Annotated in this window: 22 protein-coding genes; 7 read left to right on the top strand and 15 right to left on the bottom strand. The window is 33.3% G+C overall.

The features are described 5' to 3' along the window. Positions 1–52 precede the first annotated feature (52 nt). Both ACFWV9_RS13055 and lon read right to left on the bottom strand, forming a co-directional pair. Positions 53–790, bottom strand: a complete 738-nt coding sequence (locus tag ACFWV9_RS13055) for a LysM peptidoglycan-binding domain-containing protein (RefSeq protein WP_411895672.1) — start codon at positions 788–790, stop codon at positions 53–55. Beyond that, the gene (gene lon, locus ACFWV9_RS13050) at positions 774–3,227 is read right to left on the bottom strand and encodes an endopeptidase La (RefSeq protein ID WP_411895671.1); all 2,454 of its coding nucleotides are present in this window, start codon (positions 3,225–3,227) and stop codon (positions 774–776) included. Before lon ends, ACFWV9_RS13055 begins: the two co-directional genes overlap by 17 nt. A 228-nt stretch (positions 3,228–3,455) precedes the next feature. On the opposite strand from lon, the gene ACFWV9_RS13045 reads away from it, so the two are divergent. The 4 genes from ACFWV9_RS13045 to ACFWV9_RS13030 are packed head-to-tail and all read left to right on the top strand — an operon-like array spanning position 3,456 to position 6,387. Further along, complete coding sequence (locus ACFWV9_RS13045; protein ID WP_411895670.1) at positions 3,456–4,007, top strand: RNA polymerase sigma factor; 552 nt, start codon at positions 3,456–3,458, stop codon at positions 4,005–4,007. Positions 4,008–4,021: 14 nt separating this feature from the next. Next, the gene (locus ACFWV9_RS13040; RefSeq protein ID WP_411895669.1) at positions 4,022–4,585 is read left to right on the top strand and encodes a hypothetical protein; all 564 of its coding nucleotides are present in this window, start codon (positions 4,022–4,024) and stop codon (positions 4,583–4,585) included. Then, positions 4,563–5,651, top strand: a complete 1,089-nt coding sequence (locus tag ACFWV9_RS13035; protein WP_411895668.1) for a hypothetical protein — start codon at positions 4,563–4,565, stop codon at positions 5,649–5,651. The genes ACFWV9_RS13040 and ACFWV9_RS13035 overlap by 23 nt, the downstream gene beginning before the upstream one ends. Before the next feature lie 19 nt (positions 5,652–5,670). Continuing rightward, on the top strand, positions 5,671–6,387 hold the full coding sequence (locus ACFWV9_RS13030; RefSeq protein WP_411895667.1) for a head GIN domain-containing protein: 717 nt from the start codon (positions 5,671–5,673) through the stop codon (positions 6,385–6,387). A 57-nt stretch (positions 6,388–6,444) separates the two neighbouring features. On the opposite strand, the gene ACFWV9_RS13025 is transcribed toward ACFWV9_RS13030, so the two are convergent. The 9 genes from ACFWV9_RS13025 to glgA all read right to left on the bottom strand — a co-directional run bounded on the left by ACFWV9_RS13025 (position 6,445) and on the right by glgA (position 20,572). Then, on the bottom strand, positions 6,445–7,563 hold the full coding sequence (locus tag ACFWV9_RS13025) for a hypothetical protein (RefSeq protein WP_411895666.1): 1,119 nt from the start codon (positions 7,561–7,563) through the stop codon (positions 6,445–6,447). Positions 7,564–7,610: 47 nt separating this feature from the next. Then, positions 7,611–8,945 carry an MFS transporter gene (locus tag ACFWV9_RS13020; protein WP_411895665.1) on the bottom strand — a complete coding sequence of 445 codons (1,335 nt, stop codon included), beginning with the start codon at positions 8,943–8,945 and terminating at the stop codon, positions 7,611–7,613. A 67-nt stretch (positions 8,946–9,012) separates the two neighbouring features. Continuing rightward, positions 9,013–9,843 carry a M48 family metallopeptidase gene (locus tag ACFWV9_RS13015; protein ID WP_411895664.1) on the bottom strand — a complete coding sequence of 277 codons (831 nt, stop codon included), beginning with the start codon at positions 9,841–9,843 and terminating at the stop codon, positions 9,013–9,015. Positions 9,844–9,925: 82 nt separating this feature from the next. After that, positions 9,926–12,331, bottom strand: coding sequence for a glycoside hydrolase family 31 protein (locus ACFWV9_RS13010; RefSeq protein WP_411895663.1), 2,406 nt, complete (start codon positions 12,329–12,331; stop codon positions 9,926–9,928). A 152-nt stretch (positions 12,332–12,483) separates the two neighbouring features. Beyond that, entirely contained in the window at positions 12,484–14,394 is a 1,911-nt protein-coding gene (glgB, locus tag ACFWV9_RS13005) for a 1,4-alpha-glucan branching protein GlgB (protein ID WP_411895662.1), read from the bottom strand. 4 nt (positions 14,395–14,398) lie between these two features. Beyond that, positions 14,399–16,030, bottom strand: a complete 1,632-nt coding sequence (locus ACFWV9_RS13000) for a trehalose synthase (protein ID WP_411895661.1) — start codon at positions 16,028–16,030, stop codon at positions 14,399–14,401. Between the two features lies 1 nt (position 16,031). Beyond that, positions 16,032–17,969, bottom strand: a complete 1,938-nt coding sequence (locus ACFWV9_RS12995) for an alpha-1,4-glucan--maltose-1-phosphate maltosyltransferase (protein WP_411895660.1) — start codon at positions 17,967–17,969, stop codon at positions 16,032–16,034. Positions 17,970–18,095: 126 nt separating this feature from the next. Next, positions 18,096–19,361, bottom strand: coding sequence for a glucose-1-phosphate adenylyltransferase (locus tag ACFWV9_RS12990; protein WP_411895659.1), 1,266 nt, complete (start codon positions 19,359–19,361; stop codon positions 18,096–18,098). Next, positions 19,361–20,572 carry a glycogen synthase gene (gene glgA, locus ACFWV9_RS12985; RefSeq protein ID WP_411895658.1) on the bottom strand — a complete coding sequence of 404 codons (1,212 nt, stop codon included), beginning with the start codon at positions 20,570–20,572 and terminating at the stop codon, positions 19,361–19,363. The genes ACFWV9_RS12990 and glgA overlap by 1 nt, the downstream gene beginning before the upstream one ends. 271 nt (positions 20,573–20,843) lie before the next feature. Between glgA and msrB the strand changes: the two genes are divergently transcribed. Genes msrB through lpdA form a run of 3 tightly spaced genes read left to right on the top strand, consistent with a single transcriptional unit; the run spans position 20,844 to position 23,315 of the window. Further along, on the top strand, positions 20,844–21,338 hold the full coding sequence (gene msrB, locus ACFWV9_RS12980; protein ID WP_411895657.1) for a peptide-methionine (R)-S-oxide reductase MsrB: 495 nt from the start codon (positions 20,844–20,846) through the stop codon (positions 21,336–21,338). After that, the gene (locus ACFWV9_RS12975) at positions 21,331–21,882 is read left to right on the top strand and encodes a DUF1572 family protein (protein ID WP_411895656.1); all 552 of its coding nucleotides are present in this window, start codon (positions 21,331–21,333) and stop codon (positions 21,880–21,882) included. The genes msrB and ACFWV9_RS12975 overlap by 8 nt, the downstream gene beginning before the upstream one ends. A gap of 56 nt (positions 21,883–21,938) precedes the next feature. Beyond that, complete coding sequence (lpdA, locus tag ACFWV9_RS12970) at positions 21,939–23,315, top strand: dihydrolipoyl dehydrogenase (RefSeq protein WP_411895655.1); 1,377 nt, start codon at positions 21,939–21,941, stop codon at positions 23,313–23,315. A 48-nt stretch (positions 23,316–23,363) separates the two neighbouring features. Here the strand turns inward: lpdA and ACFWV9_RS12965 are convergent, their stop codons facing one another. The 4 genes from ACFWV9_RS12965 to ACFWV9_RS12950 all read right to left on the bottom strand — a co-directional run bounded on the left by ACFWV9_RS12965 (position 23,364) and on the right by ACFWV9_RS12950 (position 25,553). After that, entirely contained in the window at positions 23,364–23,840 is a 477-nt protein-coding gene (locus ACFWV9_RS12965; RefSeq protein ID WP_411895654.1) for a hypothetical protein, read from the bottom strand. A gap of 6 nt (positions 23,841–23,846) precedes the next feature. Continuing rightward, complete coding sequence (gene aroQ / locus ACFWV9_RS12960; RefSeq protein ID WP_411895653.1) at positions 23,847–24,263, bottom strand: type II 3-dehydroquinate dehydratase; 417 nt, start codon at positions 24,261–24,263, stop codon at positions 23,847–23,849. A gap of 77 nt (positions 24,264–24,340) precedes the next feature. Continuing rightward, entirely contained in the window at positions 24,341–24,940 is a 600-nt protein-coding gene (locus tag ACFWV9_RS12955; protein ID WP_411895652.1) for a porin family protein, read from the bottom strand. A gap of 139 nt (positions 24,941–25,079) precedes the next feature. Beyond that, a complete protein-coding gene (locus ACFWV9_RS12950; protein ID WP_411895651.1) occupies positions 25,080–25,553 on the bottom strand; it encodes a hypothetical protein in 474 nt (157 codons plus the stop codon). Between the last annotated feature and the right edge of the window lie 171 nt (positions 25,554–25,724).

Genomic DNA, 25,724 nt, shown 5'->3' with positions numbered 1-25,724 from the left:
ATCTATCTTAAAACGAGAGTATGTATTTTTTATTTTTTGGATATAAGAAATTCTATTTTAGAACTAGTTTTTGGCCAACTTTTATAATGTCGCTTTGCAGACCATTTATACGTTTAAGCTTACTAACAGTAGTGCCAGTTTTAAAAGCTATAGTATATAATGAATCTCCTTCCTTAACCACCCAAACATTAGTTGAATTTATATCCTTAGAAAGATCAAAATTTCTAATCTTAAGTCTTTGCCCAACATTAATAATGGATGAAGTAAGTTCATTCTCTTCTTTTAATGTGGCTAACTCAATTTCATATCGCCTTGCAATACTGTATAGGGTTTCACCTTTTTTTACTGTATGGAAATCTGAATTAAAATTATGAATGCTCTTTGAAACAGATTTAATAGCTAGAGGGTTTTTTTTATCTAAATTTCTAACCCAAATTTTCTCACCAGCGCGTACCAACGTAGTTTCAAGACCATTTGCTTCTTTCAATACATTTATTGAAATACTATATTTTTCAGAAATATCCAATAAGGTTTCTCCTTGTTCAACAATATGATAGTTCTCCGGAAAATCTTCACCTTGTGTAATCGAATCCTTAATCTTAATTACAACTTTTTTACTCGTTTCTGAAGATTTTTCTTTGACTAATATTATTTCACCAGTCTCAACATTAAGTTTGGCAGGTTTCCCGTCTAAAACAACATCTTTGTACTTTACATCTTGGCCATATAAAAATATTGCATTTAGCATCAAGAATGATAATACCAAATGAAGTTTACAACTTTTTTGCATTTTTTACCTTCTGATTAGTTATGGCAATATCTATAACATCGCTCATTTCCTTTACATAATGAAAAGTTAAACCTTTTAAATATTCTGGCTTTATCTCATCAATATCGCGTTTATTATCTTCGCACAACAAAATTTCTTTTATTCTGGCACGTTTAGCCGCTAATATTTTCTCTTTTATACCTCCAACTGGTAATACTTTACCTCGTAATGTAATTTCACCAGTCATTGCTAAACTTTTCTTTACTTTTTGCTGGGTATACAAAGATACTAAAGAAGTTAACATTGAAACACCTGCACTAGGCCCATCCTTTGGTGTTGCGCCCTCAGGTACATGGATATGTACATTATACTTGTCAAAAACTTCAGGATTAACATTCAATTTATCTGCATTAGCCTTTATATATTCCATTGCTATTGTTGCAGATTCTTTCATCACCTTACCCAAATTACCCGTTATTGTTAGGTTGCCCTTGCCCTTAGATAAAATTGATTCAATAAACAAAATATCGCCACCTACTCTAGTCCATGCTAGTCCTGTTACAACACCAGCTACATTATTGTTTTCGTATTTATCTCGCTCCAATCTTGGACTACCAAGTACTTCAATAACATCTTCATTTTTAACCTTTACATCATAAGACTCTTCCATTGCAATGTTTTTTGCCGCATAGCGTACCATTTTTGCAATTTGCTTTTCAAGTCCTCTAACACCAGATTCTCTTGTATAACCTTCAACTATTTTTTCTAATTGTGGTTTTGCAATTTTTAATGAATTAGAGTCTAATCCGTGCTCTTTTAATTGCTTTGGTAAAAGATGACGCTTGGCGATTTCAACTTTCTCTTCAATTGTATAACCAGTAACGTTAATTATCTCCATTCTATCTCTCAATGCAGGTTGAATCGTATTTAGGCTATTAGAAGTTGCAATGAACATAACTTTTGAGAGGTCATAGCCCATTTCTAAGAAATTATCATAGAACTCGCTATTTTGCTCTGGATCTAAAACTTCCAACATAGCAGAAGATGGATCTCCTTGATGACCAGATGACAACTTATCTATCTCGTCTAATACAAATACTGGATTTGAAGTACCAGCTTTTTTTAAGCTTTGAATAATTCTACCTGGCATTGCACCAATATATGTCTTTCTATGACCTCTAATCTCTGCTTCATCTCGCAAACCACCTAACGAAATTCTAACATACTCTCTACCCAATGCTTCAGCTATAGATTTACCCAAAGAAGTTTTACCAACTCCAGGAGGTCCATATAGACATAAAATCGGTGATTTCATGTCATTACGTAACTTAAGTACTGCTAAGTATTCAATAATACGTTTTTTAACATCATCTAAGCCAAAATGATCTCGATCTAAAATTTGTTTTGCTCGTTTTAAATCAAATTGATCTTTGCTAAACTCATTCCAAGGTAAATCTAAAAACAGATCTAAATAATTTCTTTGGATTGAATACTCTGCTACCTGAGGATTCATTCTATGCATTTTGGCCAACTCCTTATCAAAGTGCGTTTTTACATTATCATACCACTTTTTGTTCTTGGCACGCGTCTTCATCTCTTCTATTTCCTGACCTGAAGATGCAGCACCACCTAATTCTTCTTGTATGGTTTTAAGCTGCTGATGCAGGAAATATTCGCGCTGTTGTTGGTTCATATCGCTTTGAACCTTACTTTGAATATCATTTTTAAGTTCTAACTTTTGATATTCAATATTCATGAAACGCAATGTTTCAAGTGCACGTTCCTTTAGATCGTTAATCTTAAGTAATTTTTGTTTTTCCTCTACTTTGAGATTCATGTTAGAAGACACAAAATTCACTAAAAACGAACTACTTTCTATATTTTTGATAGCAAAGGTTGCTTCCGTTGGGATATTTGGGCTTTCTTTAATTATTTCGAGTGACAATTCTTTAATAGAATCTATAATTGCAATAAATTCTTTATTATCATTCTCTGGTTTGGTTTGAGGTAAATCTGAAATCGTTGCTGACAAGTAGGGCTTCTCGGCTATTATTTCAGTTATCTGAAATCGTTTTTTACCTTGAATTATTACAGTAGTATTACCATCTGGCATCTTAAGGACTTTTAAAATCCTAGCTACCGTACCTGTTTTATAAACATCTTTTGCTGAAGGATTTTCTACGGCTTCATCCTTTTGTGCAACAACACCAATAACCTTACCTGCTTTGTTGGCATCATTAATTAGCTTAATTGAAGTATCGCGTCCTGCAGTAATAGGGATTACAACACCAGGGAACAATACGGTATTACGTAGGGGTAAAATTGGTAAAGATTCGGGTAATGATTCTTTATTAATAAGTTCCTCATCCTCAGGTGTCATTAAAGGAATTAATTCTGAATTTTCATCAAAATCCTGAAATGACAAACTGTCAAGACTTAAAAAATTAGATTTTTTCATATTATTTATAAGCCATTCTGTCATTAAAAAATTAAGAATAGCATTTCATTAAATGTATTAATAATTAACTTTATGCTGAATATCAAGTAGTTACAAGATATCCAAAGTTATTCACAACTCTATATTTTCAATTGTTGTGCCATTACCTTTATAAAAATTAAAACTTTTTTTAGCTAAACTGTAACACTTAATGAATAGTCTCATCTATATACCAAAGCAATTGTTTTTTTGACATCAACCAATCAAGATATCGAACAGTTACTATTGCAGTGTCAATCTGGAAACCAACGTGCACAGTTGGAAATTTACAACAGATATAACAAGGCAATGTATAATACAGCAATAAGGATTATAAAAGATTCTTATAAAGCTGAGGATATAATGCAAGAGTCTTTCTTAACCGCATTTACAAAACTGAGAACTCTTGAGGACACCAAACTTTTTGGCGCATGGTTAAAACGTATTGTTGTAAATAATAGTATTGCACACTATAATAAATCATCAAGACAAAAAGAAGTTCCTTTAGATACAGTAATGTATAAGGTAGAAGACAACATTGGCATAGAAGAAACTAATCAAAACACTCAGAAAGTAAATGAAATTATGATGGCAATGAAATCCTTAAAACCTAATTATAGTTTAGGGTTGTCACTACATCTTATTGAAGGTTATGATTATGAAGAAATTTGTGAAATAATGAACATTTCTTACGCAAATTGCAGAACACTAATTTCAAGGGCAAAAGAAAGTCTGAGAAAAAAATTGATGCAATCTGTTTAACAAAAATTAGAATTATGCAAAACGACCCAATACATGAGTTATTTGATGAGTTAAAAGGCAATTTTGATATGAAATCGCCTAAACTAGGTCATCAACAGCGATTTCTAGATAAGTTAAATGCGTCTAAGCAGGTAGAAATTGAAACAAAATCAGTCCGTAATCTAAACTGGAAACCATTGATGGCAATTGCAGCATCAATTATAATTTGTCTTAGTGTATTTATAGCACTACCAAATGATCCAGAACTTATGGATTTAGCGAGTGTTTCACCAGAATTATCTAATACACAAGATTTCTTTACCACTACTATTGATAATGAGCTCAAAAAATTGAATATGGAGCGAACTCCATTAACTGAGCAAATTATTGACGATGTGTTAGTACAACTTCAATTATTAGATGATGAATATCAAAATTTAAAAATTGACCTGACTGAGAGTAATGAAGATCAACGTGTTATTTATGCCATGATTTCAAACTTTCAAAATAGAATTGATATCCTAAATACTGTTCTTGAACAAATAGAAAATGTAAAACAACTAAAATCCAACAATGATGAGAACACTAATACAATTTAAATTAGCACTTGCGCTACTATTAATACCCATGACAGTATTGGGAAATACAAGCCCGGAAGTTGCGAAATCAACAAAAGAAAAACAAATCAAAAAAACTTTCAATGTCGATTCTGATGCAACATTAAAAATCAATAACAGTTATGGAAATATTGATATAGTGACGTGGAATGAAAATAGAATAGAATTTGATATTACCATTAAAGTTACAGGTAATAATAGTGAAAAAGTAGAAGATAGATTAAATGATATCGATGTGAAATTTTCAGCTTCTAACGAATGGGTAGCAGCGGAAACTCTATTTGGTAAAAAAAATAAATCTTGGTGGAATTGGGGAAGTAATAACAAACTAAAAGTTGAGATTAACTACCGTGTTAAATTACCAATGACAAATAACGTTAATCTCAATAATGACTATGGATCAATTAACATAGATAAATTAGAGGGAAGAGCTCAAATCAATTGCGACTATGGTAAAATTACAACCAAAGAACTTATGGCAGAAAATAACGTCATAAATTTTGATTACACCAACAACAGTTATTTCGAATATATAAATAGTGGTAAAATTTCAGCCGATTATAGCGGTTTCACTATTGCTAAAACAAAGAATATTGAACTTAATGCAGATTATTCCAAGTCGATTATAGAAGTTTCTGAAAACATCAAATATAATTGTGATTATGGATCTTTAAAAGTTGATAAAGTTAATAATATTGAAGGTAATGCAGATTATCTAACTCTTAGACTTGGGACTGTATTTAAAAACGCTAATTTAAAGGCAGACTATGGTGCAATTAAAATTGAAAGACTAGCGTCTAATGCCAACAACGTAATGATTGAATCAGATTTCGTGGGTATAACAATAGGTTATGACGCTGGATATAACTTTGATTTTGATATAGATTTAGAATATGCTTCCTTAAGAGGTAGTGATGATTTTAACTTCATTAACAAAGTTGTTGATGGATCAGAGAAATATTATAGTGGGTATAATGGCACACAAAATTCTGGCAATAATGTTAAAATAGAATCTGAATACGGTAGCGTTACATTTAAAAAATTATAAACCAATTAAAAATTAAATTATGAAACCATTAAAATCAATCGCATTAATTACTCTACTGCTGAGCACTACTCTATCGTGTGCACAATGGAAAAAGGTAAAAGGTAACGGTGAAATAACGACGATCTCTAGATCAACAAGTTCTTACGACGGAATTAAAGCAGCTGGGCCAATGGATTTTATATTAGTACCTGGCTCTGAAGGTGAAATCTCGATTAAAGGTGACTCAAACCTAATGGACTATATTAAAACAGAGGTAAAAGACAATAAACTTATTGTAAAGGTTAAGGATGGTATAAATCTAAAACCAACAAAAACCGTAATAATTACAATTCCTTATAAAGATATTTCACAAGTTTCACTTGCAGGTTCAGGAGATGTTATGAATGAAGGCACAATCAATGCAGAAGATTTCAAAGTCGCTTTGGCTGGCTCAGGTGATATTGTGTTAAATATATCAACTGAATCTACAGACAGTAGTTTAGCAGGCTCAGGAGATATTGTTTTAAAAGGAAACACTGGAGATCTAGACACAAAAGTTGCTGGTTCTGGTGATTTTGATGGTAGTAGACTTGAGAGCACAAATGTAAATGCTGCTGTTTCAGGCTCAGGTGATATCAGTGTGGTTTGCAACGGAAAATTAAAAGCAAGAGTTTCAGGTTCTGGTGATATTTCTTATAGTGGTAACCCTACTAATAAAGACACTAAAGTATCAGGTTCTGGAGATATTAGCAACTAAGATAAATTCCAACCAAAAAAAGAAGACCACGATTTTATTGTCGTGGTTTTTTTATGTTTAGAATTGTACATATGCCCAAATTATGTCTTGGACAATATCCTCCACATTAGAGCTTGTACTGGTTGCTACAAAAAAATCTCGCATAGCAATAAATATTACATCTCCATTTCTAAAAAAATCCAATACGGTTCCATCACTATCTAATGTAACAGTAATGGAATCACCTTCTTGGGTCCAAGTAAAATCAAAATTTCTGATATCCTCAAAACATTCGACGGTATATTCAAGATCAGATGGGTCATTAGTCGGAGAGCTTACCTCAACCACCATAGATTCTCTGTAAAACAATGTACCAGTACCATCATCATTAAATGAAGCTGTTTCATTTTCAAAACAATCAATCTCCGTTAAATAATCACTTGTTTGTACTCCATCATTATCAATATCCCTAGGTATATCAGATTGCCATACTATAAGTCTCCAATCACCAACAAGATTAAATATTTCAGGTTCACAGTTGCCTAAATCATTAATTAGATCTTGTAGTGTACCATCATCTCCACAAACATTAATCTGGTTTTGAAGTGCTTCGCGATAAATTACACAAGCTGCTTCATATTCTACTGTGATAGCATCCTCAACTTCCGCTAATGCCATTGCCGTTGCCTCAATAGCCATATCACATGCTTCTGAATCATTAACAACACAATCACCTAATTCTTCAATTAAAGTTTGTAAAGTGCCGTCATCACCACATACAATAATTTGATCTTGAAGTGCCAATTTATAACTCTCGCATGTACTCTGATAGTCATCATTGGATGTATTTGAAAATTCTTGGAAAGCAAGTTCTGTAGCTATTATGGCCAATTCACATGAGCTTGGTCCATCTGGTATGCAATCACCAAGTGTTTCTATAATTGCCTGTAACTCTCCTGCTGGATCGCCACAGATTTCAATTTGATCTTGCAATGCATCTTGATAGGTTTGACAAAGTAAATTGTAATCTTCATCGGATGCCGTATTAAAAGCATCAGATGCTTCTAAAGTAGTTTGAATGGCAAGTCCACAAAGATCTATTTCTTCTATCAAATCCCCTTCATAAGGCTCGTTATCACAAGTAATTGCCATAAACAGCCACATGAACGAAAATAATATTAATATTCTCCTTATCATAGCATGATAAAATTAAGAATATTTTTCTAAATAAATTCTATGTATAATTATTCTTCGACTATATAAACATTTTTAATGGTGCTCAATATTGCTAAACCAATAACAAAAAATGTTATTAAAAATAAAATGGAATAACGCATACTACCAGTTATACTGGCTACAAAGCCATATAAAAACATTCCGATAACTATTCCAATTTTCTCAGCAACATCGTAGAAACTAAAATATGATGCAGTATCTTCTGTACCAAGTGGTATCAATTTACTATAAGTTGATCTTGACAAGGCTTGAATCCCTCCCATCACAAGACCTACTGAAGCCGCAGTAATATAAAAATGCGTAGGTGTAGTTACAAAATAAGCAAAGCCACATATGAGAATCCAAATACAAATTACCCAAATAAGGGCTTTAATATTGCCGATTTTTTTGGACAATTTTGCGGTATAATTAGCACCAACGACAGCAATTAATTGTATTAATAAAATACTTATTATTAAACCGGTAGTTGAATCTTGTGTTCCCCAATCTAATTCTTCAACAGCAAAATATGTAGCCGCAATCATTATAGTTTGAACTGCCATACTGTAAATGAAGAATGCAGATAAATATCGTTTTAATACTCTATTTGATTTTAAAGCAACCCAAATTTTCTTTAATTCATTAAAACCAGACATTAATACTGTTTTAGTTACTTTGTGCCCCTCATGAGTTCCAGTTGGTAAATGTTTAAACGTGTACTGTGCAAATAATATCCACCAGAATCCAACTAAAATAAATGCTATACGTGTTGGTTGGCCTTCACTTTCAAAACCAAACCATTCATATTTCAGTATCATCACAAGATTTAAAAGTAACAGGATAACACTGCCAATATATCCCAAGGAAAATCCTTTGGCGCTTACTTTATCCTGTTGTTCTGGGTAGGCTATATCTGGTAGATATGAATTGTAAAAAACCAAACTTCCCCAAAATCCCACTAGGCCAAAAACATAACATAACATACCAAAAACAATATTCTCTAAAGAAAACCAATATAACCCAATACAAGAAACTGCACCTAGGTAACAAAAGAATTTCATGAATGATTCTTTATTACCTACATAATCAGAAATACCAGAAAGAATAGGTGATAAAAATGAAACAATAAGAAAACTAAAGGCTGTGACATAACTTATTAGAGAATCATTATTAAATTCATAACCAAGGAAGGTAACCGTGTCATCTATTATTTTACCAGTTTCTTCATCTTTAATAATTGTTAAGGCACCATAAAATATGGGGAAAACAGCGGATGAAATTACTAATGGATATACTGAATTTGCCCAATCGTAAAATGCCCAGGCATGAAGAAGTTTTTTACTTCCTTTCTTAAGGTCGCTCATAAATGTATATTAAAAAAGCTGTTCCTAGGAACAGCTTCTAATGTAATCAAATATTATGATATCTATCTTAATTAATTGGTCTAAATGATGTTACACCAAATTTTCTAGCCTCAGCTTTAGCCTTTGGTGCTAAAGCCTTTAAATTTTGAATTCTCGAATCATTGCTAGGGTGTGTACTCAAAAACTCTGGTGGTGCTTCTCCACCACTGTTTGCTTTCATACGTTTCCATAATTCTGCAGCTTCATCTGGATTATAACCAGCTATAGCCATTAAATAAAGTCCTATTTTATCAGCCTCAGTCTCGTGTCCTCTGCTAAATGGTAATACCATACCAACTGTAGTTCCTAAGCCATAGGCTTGCATCCACATTTGTTGCTTTTCTGCACTTTCATTTCCAGTGGCAACTGCAACAGCTACACCTCCTGCTTGCTGAAGCATACCTGAACTCATTCTCTGCTGTCCATGATTTGCTAAGGCATGAGCAACCTCATGACCCATTATTGCCGCAACACCTGTTTCGTTTTGAGCAATTGGTAAAATCCCTGTATAAAATGCAATTTTTCCTCCTGGCATACACCAAGCATTGACCTGTTCAGACTCTATAAGTTTGTACTCCCATTTGTAATCTTCTAAATATCCTTGATATCCATTAGCATTTAACCATCGCTCTGCAGCAACAGCAATTCTTTGACCAACTCTAGTGATCATATCCGAATCAGAAGTACCTGTAATTACTTTGTTTTCATTTAATACCTGACTATACTGTGCAAATGCCGCAGGGAATAATTGGTCATTTGACACGAGTGCCATAGTCTTTTTACCAGTAAAAGGATTGGTTGCACATGATACAATTACAGCAATTATGCCTATTGCAAGAAATATTTTTTTAAGTCGCATAGCTAATGGTTTTTATAATGAATACTAATTTACAAAAATGAATTTATCAATTAGACCCACATAATATGAATAGGTCACTAAATTATTTACTAATAATATGTAACTCAGAGAAATTTTTGTCAACAACAAAAGAACTTGTTCCATTTGAAACAAGGTGGTTTAAAGGAATTTTTTCATTGTCTAGCTGAATTTCACCTATTTCAAAAGGTAAACCATGAACTTTTACTTTAAAGGTTTCATATGGTGTTATGAACTTACCTTCCTTATGTTGATTAATAATAAGTTCTTTGCTTCTACCTGTAAGTTTAAATGTTCTAAGACTAAATCTACCCTTTGTATAATCGTAACCATCATTAGCGTCACTATAAAGCTCACTAATCTCCTTACCTTTCTTATAATAAATATCTAAGGTAATTTCTTCAATTTCCTTTTCACCAACGTATTGCTGAATAGGATATTTAGGGATTACTGCACCTTCTTTTATAAATATTGGCATACTATCAATATCTGAATCTACCCACACTTCCTTACCTCCTTTTACAATTTCGTCAGTCCAGTAATCGTACCAATTACCATGTGGTATATACATTCTACGACCCTTAGCATTTGGCTCTAAAATAGGGCATGCTAGTATTTGTTCACCAAAAATAAATTCGTCTGTTCTGTAATGTGTTTGTAAATCATCTTGATCGTAAAGCACCAAAGATTTTAAAATTGGTGTACCGTGATCAGTATATTTCCAAAATGCTGTATATAAATATGGTAAGAGTTGGTATCTTATTTCAATAAATTTTCTAACAATATCCGTAACATCTTCATCAAATGCCCATGGTTCTTGATCGCCATGATCTCCTGAAGAATGGACTCTAAAAAATGGGTGGAATACACCTAATTGTATCCAACGCGTAAACAGTTCACCTTGTGGTTGTTCTGCAAACCCTCCAATATCACTACCAGCAAATGAAAATCCAGACATCGCTAAACGTTGTACCTGTATATTGGCAATCCATAAATGTTCCCAAGTTGCCACATTATCACCAGTCCATGTAGAGGTGTATCGCTGTGTACCAGAATATGCAGCTCTGGTAATTACAAATGGTCGCTTAGGATAAGAATATTTTTTTAAGCCTTGATAGGTTGCTCGAGCCATTTGCATCCCATAAACATTATGTGCTTTTCTGTGGCTACAAGGATTACCTTCATAATCGTGGCGAACATCGTCTGGGAAGGTTTTATTAGGCACCTCCATTACAGCAGGCTCATTCATATCATTCCATACACCCTTAATTCCAATATCCTCAATTAATTCCTTAAAAAGTCCAGACCACCAATCTCTAACCTTTGGATTAGTAAAATCAGGAAAATAACACTCTCCTGGCCAAACTTTCCCTTTCATATAAGGACCATCTGCCCGTTTACAGAAATAATCTTTTTCTAATGCTTCCTTAAATACTGAATATTCCTTATCAATCTTGATTCCCGGATCTATAATAGCAACCGTCTTAAAACCTTGTGCTTTAAGCTCTTTCACCATACCTTTTGGGTCAGGAAAATATTCCTTATTCCAAGTGAAACAACGAAATCCTTCCATGTAATCTATATCTAAATAAATTGCATCGCAAGGAATTTTAAGTTTTCTAAATGTTGAAGTTATTTCTTTTACTTTACTTTCTGGATAATAGCTCCATTTACATTGGTGAAATCCAAGTGCCCATAATGGAGGTAATTGGTGCGGTTTACCTGTTAAATCAGTATAACTTTCAACAACATCATTCATTTTGGGTCCATAAAAGAAGTAATAATTCATTTCACCACCTTGAGCCCAAAAACTTGTGACGTTCCGTCTTTCCTGTGCAAAATCAAATGAAGTTTTAAAAGAGTTGTCAAAGAAAATACCATAAGCCTTATCATGGTGAAGACCTGTATAAAACGGTATAGCTTTGTATATAGGATCAGTATCCTTGCCATAGGCATAAGAATCTGTTACCCAATTGTCATAACGCTTCCCTTTTAGATTTAAATGGTTGGGTTTATCTCCAAGTCCATAATAACTTTCGCCATCATTAGACGTTTTACTCATTTTTACAATATTACCACCATATTGGTAACTCTCCTCCCAATGAAATCCAATTTCATCCTGATTAATTAAAACTCCATCTTTAACATCAAATAAAGAAATCCTTAGACTTTCTTTAGATATTTCACAACGTAATTTTGATGTGATTACTATATAACAATCTTCACTTTCTTCAATTTCAAGTTTGTTATACCCAATACTCGCATATTTAGTTATCGCATATGAAAAATCGTTATCAAAATTACCTACTGTTGTATATCTAAATCTAAGAAGACTGTCTCTAACTACCGTTAATTGTAGAATGACATCATTATCAGTTGAAAAATATAATTTATCAACATCTTTTTCGAAGCCTATTATTTTTGAAGGAAATTGATTCCCTTTATTCTCTAATTCCGTGTTTGTAATCATAGCATGATTTTATTCAAAAACCACGTAAAAAAACGGAAAAATTAGAACTTAAAAAAGTGTATACCCGTCTAATTATATAGAATTGTTAACTATAACGTTTTCGGGCTGTTATTTTAGTTAAAACGCAATTTTTCTAGTAGAAAAATCCGATATTATCGAGAGTATTTTAATACTACAGCACCTAATGGAGGGATATTAATTTCAATTGAGTTATCTCTAAATTGCCAAGCTTCTGCATTTGTAGCTTGCATTTTATTCTTGTACTCACCACTTCCAAAATACTTTTTAAGGTCACTATTAAAAATTTCCTTTAGCTTACCTTTTCGTGGCACTCCCATTTTATAGTTTTCCCTCGGTACTGGTGTCATATTACAAGCTATTACCAAATCATTAACTTCATCATGCCCTTTTCTAATATAGACTAATACTGAATTTTCAGAGTCGTTATAATCAATCCATTCAAATCCTTCTCCTGAAAACTGTTTTTCGAATAATGCTGGCTCGTTTTTATAAAGTGTATTTAAATCTTTAATTAATGCCTGTACACCTTTGTGAGGTGCATATTGTAATAAATGCCAATCTAAACTTTGCTGAAAATTCCATTCCTCACTTTGACCAAACTCAGAACCTTGAAATAATAAATTAGTGCCAGGATGCGTAAACATATAAGAATACAATAACCTTAAATTAGCAAAGCGTTGCCACTCATCACCAGGCATACGACCTAGAATTGATCGTTTGCCATAAACCACTTCATCATGACTTAATGGTAACATAAAGTTCTCTGTAAAAGCATAGGTCATACTAAACGTTAAATCATTTTGATGATGCCTTCTGTAAATAGGCTCCTTAGCAAAATACTGCAATGTATCGTGCATCCAACCCATCATCCATTTCATTCCAAATCCTAAACCACCTAAAAATGTTGGTTTTGATACCATTGGGAATGATGTAGATTCCTCAGCAATAGTTTGAATATCTGGGAATGCACTATATACAGCTTCATTCATTTCTCGCATAAATGAAATGGCCTCTAAGTTCTCTCTTCCTCCAAACATATTTGGTTCCCATTCACCATCTTCCCTACTATAATCTAAAAATAGCATAGAAGCTACAGCATCAACCCTTAAACCATCTGCATGATATTGATCTAACCAAAAAATAGCATTACTGATTAAGAAAGACTTTACTTCGTTTCTTCCATAATTAAAAATTAAACTCTTCCAATCTGGATGATAGCCTCTTCTTTTATCAGGGTGCTCATATAAGGCCGAACCATCAAAAAATCCAAGACCATGCGCATCTTCAGGAAAGTGAGATGGTACCCAATCTAGAATAATACCAATATCATTTTGATGTAACTTATCAACCAATAACTTAAATTCTTCAGGATATCCAAAACGCGATGTTGGTGCAAAGTAACCTGTTAATTGATATCCCCAGGATGGATCATAAGGATATTCCATTATTGGCATTAACTCAACATGAGTAAAATTCATGTCTTTGACATAAGCCACTAAATCATCAGCCAGTTCAGTATAAGATAAAAATCTATTTTCTTCAATTTGCTTTTTCCATGAACCAAGGTGAACCTCATAAACCGAAAATGGTGCGTCTATTGCGTTATGTTCTTTCCGGTTCTTCATCCATTTAGAATCCTTCCATTTATAGTTGTCATCCCAAACAATAGATGCTGTATTTGGCGGATGCTCACAACGCCTTGCATAAGGGTCTGCTTTTTCCGTCTTTATATCATTATGGCTGCTGTGAATTTTGTACTTGTAAGTATTACCTTTATCTATATTAGGTATAAACCCTTCCCAAATACCACTGCCGTCCCAACGCACATTTAGTTTATGGTCACCTTCTAACCAATAATTAAAATCTCCAACAACGGAAACCATTTTTGCACTCGGCGCCCAAACAGCAAAATAGGTCCCTTTAACACCATTAACAGTGGTGATATGAGAACCAAATTTTTCGTATAAGCGATAGTGTTTGCCTGATCTAAATAAATCTATATCAAAATCAGTGAATAAGCTGTGTGCAATAACTTCTGCCATAAAATTAGTGGTTGATAATGTTTGAAATTCCTTTAAGCGGAATCACTGCCCATCTTGGGCGTGAATTAAGCTCATAGCCTAATTCATATACTGCTTTTTCTAGCAATGAATATTTTAATAAAAAGATACGTTCTTGTTGATAGCCTATGTTAATATTTGCATCCTGAATTTCTTGTACATAAGTGCCTAAGAATAAACCTATAAAGTATTGGTATAGAATTTCTCCAGCTTCAAAGAGTTCTTCTTGACTTTGTTTGTAATTATCCAGGTTGTTAAATATTGTCGCATAAATCGCATAATGAAATGATCTAAATAAACCTGCAACATCTTTTAATGGTGGTTGTTTAACTTTTCTATCTCTAATTGTACTCTCTGGCTCACCCTCAAAATCTAAAATATAAAAATCATCGTCTTTAACTAAAATCTGACCTAAATGATAATCGCCATGTACTCTTAGACGCTCTCCTTTTAACTTGGTCCAATCGAACTTTACAAAGCGTTTTCTAATTTCATTCTTCTTCTCTAAAAATTCATTTGCTAATTCCAATGCTAAACCATCTAATTTTTGCAAATTGTTCTCTACAGCATTTAATCTATTTTGAAACTGATAAAGTAGTCTGTTTTTTAACCAAACGGTGTAATCACCGTTAAAACGTGTTGGTGTAAATGAGGTATCTTCGAATTCGGAACCTAAAGCAATATGCATTTCTGCTGTTCGTTTGGCTAAAGTCTGAATTTTGGTAAATATATTAAGTCCTGCCCAATCTATTATTTGAGGTGGAATATCACGAATATCTAAACGTTCAAATAGTTCTGTATGCGGTAATTTATTAACATGGATATTCTTGTATTCTAAATTGCTAAATACCTTATGCAATTCTTTAAGCATATAGTCCCAAGCATCACCTTCGTTAGGTACCATTTCATTCATTAAAGCAATGGTAATATTGGTGTTTTCATGATCTTTAATTTGTACACAACCCAAATAAGCTGGTGTATTTTTAAAGTCCTTTTTTTCAGAAAGAAAACGGCTCATTTCGTAATCTGGATTGCGATCGGCATAAATTCTTCTGAAGAATTTTAAAACATATTTTTCGTTATAAACTATGGATGTATTACTCTGTTCCATACCCATATAACGAGACGACTCGTATTCACAATCTTTAAAGGATGGACTTTTTTTGTACTGAACACGCGTACGATCTTTTGGAATGGCTGTTAAGATACGTTCAAATACTACTTTTCTAAACGCTTCGAGATTTACAGCATCAATAATAAAGCCTTCTTGATTTTGAATACTAATGGGAAGAATCCGATCATCATTAGCAAAATTCGCGTCTGAAACAAAAGCTATTGGTAAAAAATAATGCTGATAAAAGGCCTCATAAAAGTTAACTTCTAGTATTAAACCATAATAAACCTCTTCATTTTGTTGAATACGGAAATACTCAGCAAGCTCTATATATTTTAACTTACTTGATTTACCACCATACCACCGTTGCTTAATGATATAGTTTTCTAGTACATCAGATAGAAATATTTTTAAAAAATCCTCATTCTCCATTAACTCTTCCCACTGTACATCAAAATTGTACAGTGTTTCAAGGTTAACGGTTGTGGATTTCTTTTTAGACATTTTACTTATTTATCTTAAATATATGAAATGGTAAGGTTGGATGCAATTCAACAAAATTCCACTCATTATACCAATTATAACTACTTCCTGTAACTAAATCATTAACCGTTATTTGTTGCCCTTCATGAATCCCTAAATCTCCTAGTGGTAATTGTACTGTACCTTGTTGGGCATAGTATTGATCTAAACTAACAATTATTAATAATTCATCAGTTTTTGAGTCATTCCATTTATAAAATGCAATGAGATTATCATTTTCTATATGGCAAAACTTAATATTGCTAGTCTGTTGTAATGCCTCGTGTTGATGACGAATTGCATTTACTTTAGAAATAATAGCTGTCAACTTGTTGGGAACATTCCAATCGTAATGCTTTACTTCAAACTTTTCAGACATATAATATTCTTCTTTTCCGGGTATAGCTTCATCCAACTGTTGTTCAAACACTGGACCGTAAATTCCAATATTAGAACTTAATGTTGCTGCAAGAACATAACGTTGAATGTACTTAGACTCATTGGCACCTTGTAAATGATATGGATTAATATCTGGTGTATTAGGCCAAAAATTAGGTCGCATATACTCGCGTTGATCCGTTTGCGTCAATTCTATCATATACTCAATCAACTCATGTTTGGTGTTTCTCCAAGTAAAGTATGTATAAGATTGTGTATAGCCTTGCTTAGCTAGCTGCTGCATTACCTTAGGTTTTGTGAATGCCTCAGCTAAGAAAATAACGTCTGGATGCTTCTTTTTAACCTCTGCAATTGCCCAATTCCAAAAATAATATGGCTTTGTATGTGGGTTGTCTACTCTAAAGACATTGACACCACAATCTATCCAATAAAGTAGGATGTCTAAACATTCAATCCAAAGAGATTTATAATTTTTACCTTCCCAGTAAATTGGCAAAATGTCTTGATATTTCTTAGGTGGATTTTCAGCATACTGTACTGTTCCGTCTGGTCGCCATTTAAACCAATCTGGATGTTCAGTCACCCAAGGATGATCTGGTGCAGCCTGCAGTGCATAGTCCATTGCAACCTCAATATTAAGTTCTTTGGCCTTTTTAACTAAGGCTTTAAAATCTTTGAGTGATCCAAGTTGAGGATGAATTTCCTTATGTCCACCATGCTTCGAACCAATTCCCCATGCAGAACCAGCATCACCTTCTTGTGCATCAGTAGTATTGTTTCTACCTTTTCTGTTTACCTCACCAATGGGATGAATAGGTGGAAAATACAAGGTGTCAAATCCCATCTCTGCAACCCTAGGCAACAATCTCTCACAATCTTTAAATGTACCGTGTTGCCCTTCTTTTTCTGATGAAGATCTTGGAAAAAACTCATACCAAGTACTGAATAAAGCTTTCTTTCTATCTACATAAACCTGTAATTCCTTTGATTCATTGGCATTCAATTTTTCCGGATATTTCACAAAAATACCATGTAAGTTATGAGATACGGCCTCTTTGATAGCTTCATCATATTTTGCCTCATTATTAAAACAATCAATACAATACTTAAGGTATTCTTGCTCTTCTTTTGAAGCCTTTTTTAGTAATGGTTTTAGATAAGTAACGCCTTCTAATAACTCAGAATTAACATGTTGATTATCATCAATCTTTCGCTCAATTCCATGTTGCCAATTCAATGGATGATCTACCCATCCCTGAACTTTATAAGTATAAAAACCTTGTTTTTCAACACTGAAAGATGCATTCCATTCATCATTAACATTATGATACATTCTTACCTCACTCCATTTGCGTTCTCTTTCGTGTTTAAAAAGCACTGAAGCTGCAATAATATCGTGCCCATCAACAAGCACATGTGCATCTACATTTACAATTTCATTAACTACACGTTTTATAAAAAACTCTCCACAGTTTAATTGAGGTGAAACTGCATCTATGACAACACGTCTTTGATTTTGCATACTGCTGATTGATTGTTAATTATACGGCGAAATTACTATACATTATCGACAAATAAAAAGATAAACTATAGCGAATTAAACTATAACGTTTGAATTGGATAACTATTTACTATATAAGTTGTTTATCTATTGTATTATGGTACCGGAAGGTATAACAGCATCCTTTTTTACTACAACTATTCCATCCTTAACCAAGTAACTTTTTGTTTCTTTATCCTTTAAATGTTTACCTCCATTAATTCTAACATCATCTCCGATTCTGCAGTTTTTATCTAAGATTACATTTTTAATGAAGCATCGTTCTCCAATTCCCATATAAGTTTTAATGTCCTTATCCTGGACCTCCTCAAGTGATTCATAGTAATCGTTACCCATCATGTAGCAGTTGATTACTGTGGATTCAGTACCTATTCGTGATCGAATACCAATAACAGATCTTTCAATTTTCGCGGCATGGATTATACATCCTTCAGCAATTACCGTCCTATCCAACAAGGTGCCTGATATTTTAGACGTTGGTAATATTCTTGCATTTGTATAAATACGTTGATCGTTATCATAAAGATTAAATTTTGGAATTTCATCCGTTAATCCTAGGTTAGCATCAAAAAAGCTATCAATATTTCCAATATCAGTCCAATACCCTTCAAACTGATAACTCAAGGTTTTATGATTTTTGATAGCCTGAGGAATAATTTCTTTACCAAAATCTACCGTTTCGGGAGATTTCAATAATTCAACTAATAAGTCTCTATTAAAAATATAGATTCCCATTGATGCGAGATAATTTCTACCTGCGTTATTCATATCCTCGCTTACTGGTGAAGTCCAGTCTGGTAATAGCGAAGTGTCTGGTTTTTCTATAAATGAAGAAATGAAGTTGTTTTCATCTGTTTTTAAAATACCAAATGATGTAGCTTCCTTTGCATTTACTGGCTGTGTTGCAATTGAAATTTCAGCACCACTAGCTTCATGCGCTTCTATCATTTCATTAAAATCCATTTGATAAAGTTGATCACCAGACAAGATTAGTGCGTACTCAAAATTGTGTCTTAAAAAATGATGAAGACTTTGTCGTACCGCATCAGCTGTTCCCTGAAACCACTTATCACTTGCAATGGTTTGCTCAGCTGCCAAAACATCAACAAATGCCGAGCTGAAAAAACTAAAGTGATAGGTGTTTTTTATATGCCTATTCAACGAAGCTGAGTTAAACTGCGTTAAAACATACATCCGTTTAATGCTAGAGTTAATACAATTTGAAATAGGAATATCTACCAAACGGTATTTTCCAGCAATTGGCACAGCTGGCTTAGATCTAGTTTCTGTTAATGGGTATAATCTAGACCCTTGGCCACCACCTAAAATAATGCTTAAGACTTTATCATTCATTAGTTGTCTTGTATTAATGATTTGTATATTGATTTAGTTTGTTTTGCGATTGCTTTCCAATCAAAAAATTCTTCGACGCGTTCTCTACCCTTTTTCGCCATTTTTTCTCTTAGATTTCTATCGTCAATAACTTTGTTTACACCGACTGCTAAATCCCTAGAAAACTGATCTGGGTTAACAGGTTCAAAAGGTGCGACATTTTGTTGTTCTAAGTTAATTAATAATCCTGTTTCCCCTTCTACAACCACTTCCTTTATTCCACCAACCGCACTAGCTACTACTGCAGTTTCACAAGCCATAGCTTCTATATTTATAATTCCAAAGGGTTCGTAAATAGATGGACAACAAAATACATCAGCATGAGAATAAAGCTGAATAACATCCTTCTTATCTAACATTTTATCAATCCAAAAGATATTTTTCCTGGTTTTTGATGCTTCTGCTACAGCATCTTCCATTTCTTTCGCTATCTCATTAGTATCTGGTGCTCCTGCACATAATACAATCTGTGTGTCAGGATCAATATATTTTATAGCATTGACTAAATGTATAATTCCTTTTTGTCTCGTAATTCTTCCAACAAACAATACATAAGGTTTCGTTTTATCTATGCTATAGGTTTCTAAAACGTTGGTTTCTTTTACAACCACATACTCCTTTAAATCAATCCCGTTATAAACAACCTCAATCTTGCTTTCATCAACATTAAAATGCTTAATAACGTCATCTTTAGTCTCCTCTGAAACTGCAATTAAACAGTCTGCCATTTCAATAGCGGTTTTCTCAACCCATGATGAAGCATCATACCCTCTTCCCAATTGTTCTCTTTTCCAGGGTCTTAAGGGTTCCAAAGAATGTGTTGTAACAACTAAGGGCGTTCCATAACACAATTTAGCCATTATACCTGCAAAATGCGAATACCAAGTGTGACAATGCACAACATCAGCATCAATCGGATCTGCATTCATATGCAAACCGGTACTTAAGGTCTTAAAAACCGATTTAAGTTTATCGTCACTATCGGCGAACAAACCATCTTCAAATGGGTAGCCTTTAACACTTGGATTCTTCATAGAAGTGTTTTGATCACCAAAAGCTCTTACATCAACCTCTATAAGTTCAGCCAATTCTTTCGCCAAATATTCGACATGTACTCCTGCGCCTCCGTAAACGTATGGCGGAAATTCTCTCGTAAGAAATAATACTTTCATTAATAAAGTGTTCTGTAAGTTATTTGTGAAATTTTAGACTAATGATTCAAGTGTTAATTCGCCATGAATTTACAACTATTTGTAATAATTATGAATTTATTAGACCATATTATTTTCAAGATTAATTTATTAATAAAATACATTTAAAAACTGATTAAAAATATAATTCTGTAGACCTAAAATTGAGAATTAATTAAGCTTAAAAATTTAATATCTCGTTAAAAATTTAATCAATTAATAAGTTCCTTGTAATTTTACTTAAAAAGAAACTATGAAAAAGTACATTATCACATCATTATTCGGTATTTTATTGAGTTGCAACTCAACTGCACAAAAGAAAGAGGAAAACGTAAAGGAAAGCTATGAAGTTACAAAAACAGATACTGAATGGAAAAGTGAACTTTCAGAAATGCAGTATTATGTATTACGCCAAGCAGGTACCGAACGTGCCTTTTCTAGTGCTTTAAATAAAAATTATAAGCCTGGAATTTACCATTGTGCTGGTTGCAATACTCCACTATTTAAAAGTGAGCATAAGTTTGATTCTGGCACAGGATGGCCAAGTTTTGATAGAGAAATAAAGGGTAATGTTGCCTTTTCAACGGATTATAAAATCGGATATGCACGTTCAGAAGAACACTGCGCAACTTGTGGCGGACATTTGGGACATGTATTTAATGATGGCCCTAGCAATACAACTGGCAAACGCCATTGTATAAATGGTGTAGCTCTAAAATTTGTGCCTTCGGAAGATACAGATGAATAATTATTTAGAAAGCACAATAAAGCAATTTGAATATTACAAAAGTTTGGGAGATCAAACGTTTGTGCAACTATCTTATGATGAACTTAAAAAAGAGTTTGTTGCAGATTCAAATTCAATTTCTATAATTGTGAAACATCTGGTTGGGAATATGCTAAGTCGTTGGACAAACTTTTTAACAGAAGATGGTGAAAAGGAATGGCGTGAACGCGATCAAGAATTCGTTGATACTTTTACTAGTAAGCAAGATCTAATTACTTCATGGAATAAAGGGTGGGATTGCTTGTTCAACGCTTTACATCCAATTGATAATAAAAACTTGGATAGAATAATATACATTCGTAATCAAGGCCATGCAATTACAGAAGCCATAAACCGTCAAATGATGCACTATGCCTATCATGTTGGTCAGATCGTTTTTCTAGGAAAGCTCATTCGAGGAAAAGATTGGAAATCCTTGTCAATACCTAAAGGTGAATCGAAAACGTACAATAAAGAAAAATTCGCTCGAGATAAAGGCAAGAGACATTTTACGGAAGACCTTTAATATTACATTTTCGTTTCGTAAATTCGTACCCTCAAAATTCAACTAAAAAATTACTCATGAGTAAATACGACATAATTGTACTAGGAAGTGGTCCAGGTGGCTATGTAACAGCGATTAGAGCATCTCAATTAGGTTTTAAGACTGCGGTAGTAGAAAAAGAAAGCTTAGGTGGTGTTTGTTTAAATTGGGGATGTATCCCAACTAAAGCATTATTAAAATCGGCTCAAGTATTTGAATATCTCAAGCACGCTGAAGATTATGGTCTTAAAGTGAAAGATGCTGAACATGACTTTGATGCAGTTGTAAAACGTAGTAGAGGTGTTGCAGACGGTATGAGTAATGGTGTTAAGTTCTTAATGAAAAAGAACAAAATTGACGTAATTGAAGGATTTGGTAAATTAAAACCAGGTAAGAAAATAGATGTTGATGGCAAAGAATATACTGCTGACAATATTATTATTGCAACTGGTGCCCGCTCAAGAGAATTGCCAAGCTTACCACAAGATGGCAAAAAAGTTATTGGTTATAGGAAGGCGATGACTTTAGATAAGCAACCTAAGAAAATGATCGTTGTAGGTTCTGGTGCCATTGGTGTTGAGTTTGCCTACTTCTACAACTCAATGGGAACTGACGTCACTATTGTAGAATATATGCCAAAAATCGTACCTGTTGAAGATGATGAAGTTTCTAAACAATTGGAACGTAGCTTTAAAAAGTCAGGTATAAAAATAATGACTTCTGCAGAAGTAACATCTGTTGACACTTCTGGGAAAGGCGTAAAAGCTACTGTAAAAACTAAAAAAGGAGAAGAAGTTTTAGAGGCAGATATAGTTTTATCTGCTGTTGGTATAAAATCAAATATTGAGAATATCGGATTAGAAGATGTTGGTATAGCAGTAGATAGAGACAAGATTTTAGTAAATGATTATTACCAAACAAATATACCTGGATATTATGCTATAGGTGATGTAACACCTGGCCAAGCATTGGCCCATGTGGCCTCAGCAGAAGGTATTTTATGTGTTGAAAAAATAGCTGGTCACCATGTTGAAGCATTAGACTACGGAAATGTTCCTGGCTGTACGTATTGTTCACCAGAAATTGCGAGTGTTGGTTTAACAGAGGCCCAAGCAAAAGAGCAAGGGCTAGATGTTAAGATTGGTAAATTCCCATTCTCTGCTTCTGGTAAAGCTAGTGCTGGTGGAAACAAAGAAGGCTTTGTTAAAGTAATTTTTGATGCTAAATATGGTGAATGGTTAGGATGTCATATGATTGGTGCTGGAGTTACAGATATGATCGCAGAAGCGGTATTAGGTAGAAAACTAGAAACTACAGGTCACGAAGTCCTTAAAGCAGTTCACCCTCATCCAACAATGAGTGAAGCTGTAATGGAAGCAGTTGCAGATGCTTATGATGAAGTAATACACTTGTAATTATTTCAGTTAGATAATTTATAAAGCGATTCAAATGAATCGCTTTTTTTATAGCTTATAACCAACACCTAGAAACATGACATTTGGTGAAAGCTCCTCAAAACCAAGTGTGTATTTCATATGTATATCAAGATTGGATGATAAATTATATGCTAAACTTATATCTGCACGGACTTTGAATTTGTTAGAAAAGAAATCAAAAAAGTAATTTAAACTTGGACCAATTAGTAGGTGAAAGTTCTTATTGACATCATATTGCAAATAAATGGGAGCATTCAAAAATTGAAAATCGCTTATACCTATATATAACAATTCCGGTTGAATATGAAGGCTTGAGTCAATTTCAAAATCCGCAAAAAAACCACCATAAAAACCTAATTCTGTATCAGGATATTCACCAAAGTTAATTTCATCTACCTTGAAGAACGTGATATTAACTCCACCTTTAACACCGAACTCTGTTTGTGCTTGAATAGAACTTAAATGGAATATTAAAACGAATATGGAGAGTAAAAACTTATTCATATCCAATTAATAAAAACTTTCAATTGCTAAATCATAACTTTTTAGTCCAAAACCAAGAACAACACCTTTTGCATTTGGTGAAATATAAGAGTGATGTCTAAACTCCTCACGAGCAAATGTGTTGGAAATATGCACTTCCACTACAGGTGTTTCAATACCTTTAATCGCATCACCAATACCAACAGAGGTATGTGTATAAGCAGCTGCGTTTAAAATGATGCCATCATAACTAAAACCTACTTTTTGCAATTTATCAATAATTTCTCCTTCAATGTTAGACTGATAATACTCTAAATTCACATCCCTAAATTTAGACTTCAACTCCTGAAAATAATCTTCAAAAGTTTGAGATCCATATATTTCTGGTTCACGCTTACCAAGTAAATTTAAATTAGGTCCATTAATTATCATCAATTTCTTCATGAAGTAAAGATATTAAAATAAGGATATAAAAAAACCAAAGCAGGTCAGCTTTGGTTTTTTATTATATCAATTAAGATTTAGAAGAAATAGCCTATGCCGATTTGGATTACACTGTTTTTGTATTCTGCACCTTCTGTTTCAAATTCAGTTTCATCTACATCTAAGTTATCTGTTAAACCTAAATTATATCTCGCTGAGAAAAACAACCCACTATCCAACTTATAACCTAAACCGAAGTTTACTCCAAAATCAGTACTTTTCAAGAAATCTTTAATATCCTCTTCTTCATCATCGTATTCATCCTTAGCACTTAAAAGAAATCCTATTTGTGGACCTGCCTCAACGCTTAATCCATTAGTTACATAATATTTTGCCATTAACGGAACATTTAAATAATCAACCTTTACAGAGCCGTCCAACTCATCACCCTCAAAATCTTCTGTATAATCAGATCCCTGTGAAGAATATATCAATTCTGGTTGAAATGAGAATTTTTCAGAAATCTCAATTTCGGCTACTGCGCCAAAATGAAATGATGTTCTACCATCAAAACTATCAACTCTTTCACCTGTTATATCTGAGAAGTTTACACCTGCCTTTGCCCCAAATTTTACTTGGGCCTGCAAGATGGCCGTTCCAAAAAACGCCAATGCCATAAATAAAAAAAGTTTTCTCATAATTATTTAATTTAATGATTACAATTGCAAAACTATCATCGGAAAAAATCAGATGAAATGATATTGGTCAGTATTAAAAAACAAGCATAAAAAAAGAGGGGCAATTTGCCCCTCTTTTTTTTATTATTATATCTAATGACTATAATCCAAATTCTGCACCTAAAGTTAGTGCACTAAAAGTAAAGCCATCATTACTTACATTAGAAAAAGCAAGTACAATATCAATAGCTTCACTTACAGCATAAGAAGCTCTTGGGCGGTAATAAAAGCCACCATCGTTACCATCATTTACACCTATAGCATAACCTAAGTCAGCACCTAATGATATATCATCAGAAACTGCAAAACGACCTGCAGCAGCAATAGGAATAAAACCAGCTGCATCACCATCAAAATCAGATTTAAGTGAAGTATTAGAATAACCAGCAGTTACACCAGCATCAAAAGCTTCTGACACTTCCCATAAAGCAGCAACATCCAATTGAATGTTAAAACTGTATGCTGTATCAGCATCACCAACAGGTATTCCCGCATTTAAACCAGCACTGAAATTCTGTGCACTTAGACTTGCAAAAGCAAATACTGCAAAAACAGCTAAAAATAAATTTTTCATAATTATAAAGTTTTAAAATTGATTAAGGCTAAACTAGTGTATAAAATTTAATTTTTCATGACTTTTGTCATAGTTATTAACAATTTTATAAACATATTTTTATATATTATTGATTTTTAGTTATTTACAAAATATGTTATTAACATTATTCTAGTATTCTTTATAGATTTT

Source organism: Winogradskyella sp. A2, assembly GCF_046762865.1.
Lineage (GTDB): Bacteria > Bacteroidota > Bacteroidia > Flavobacteriales > Flavobacteriaceae > Winogradskyella.
Note: the sequence above shows the minus strand (reverse complement) of the source record. Positions and strands in the feature narration are given on the sequence as shown.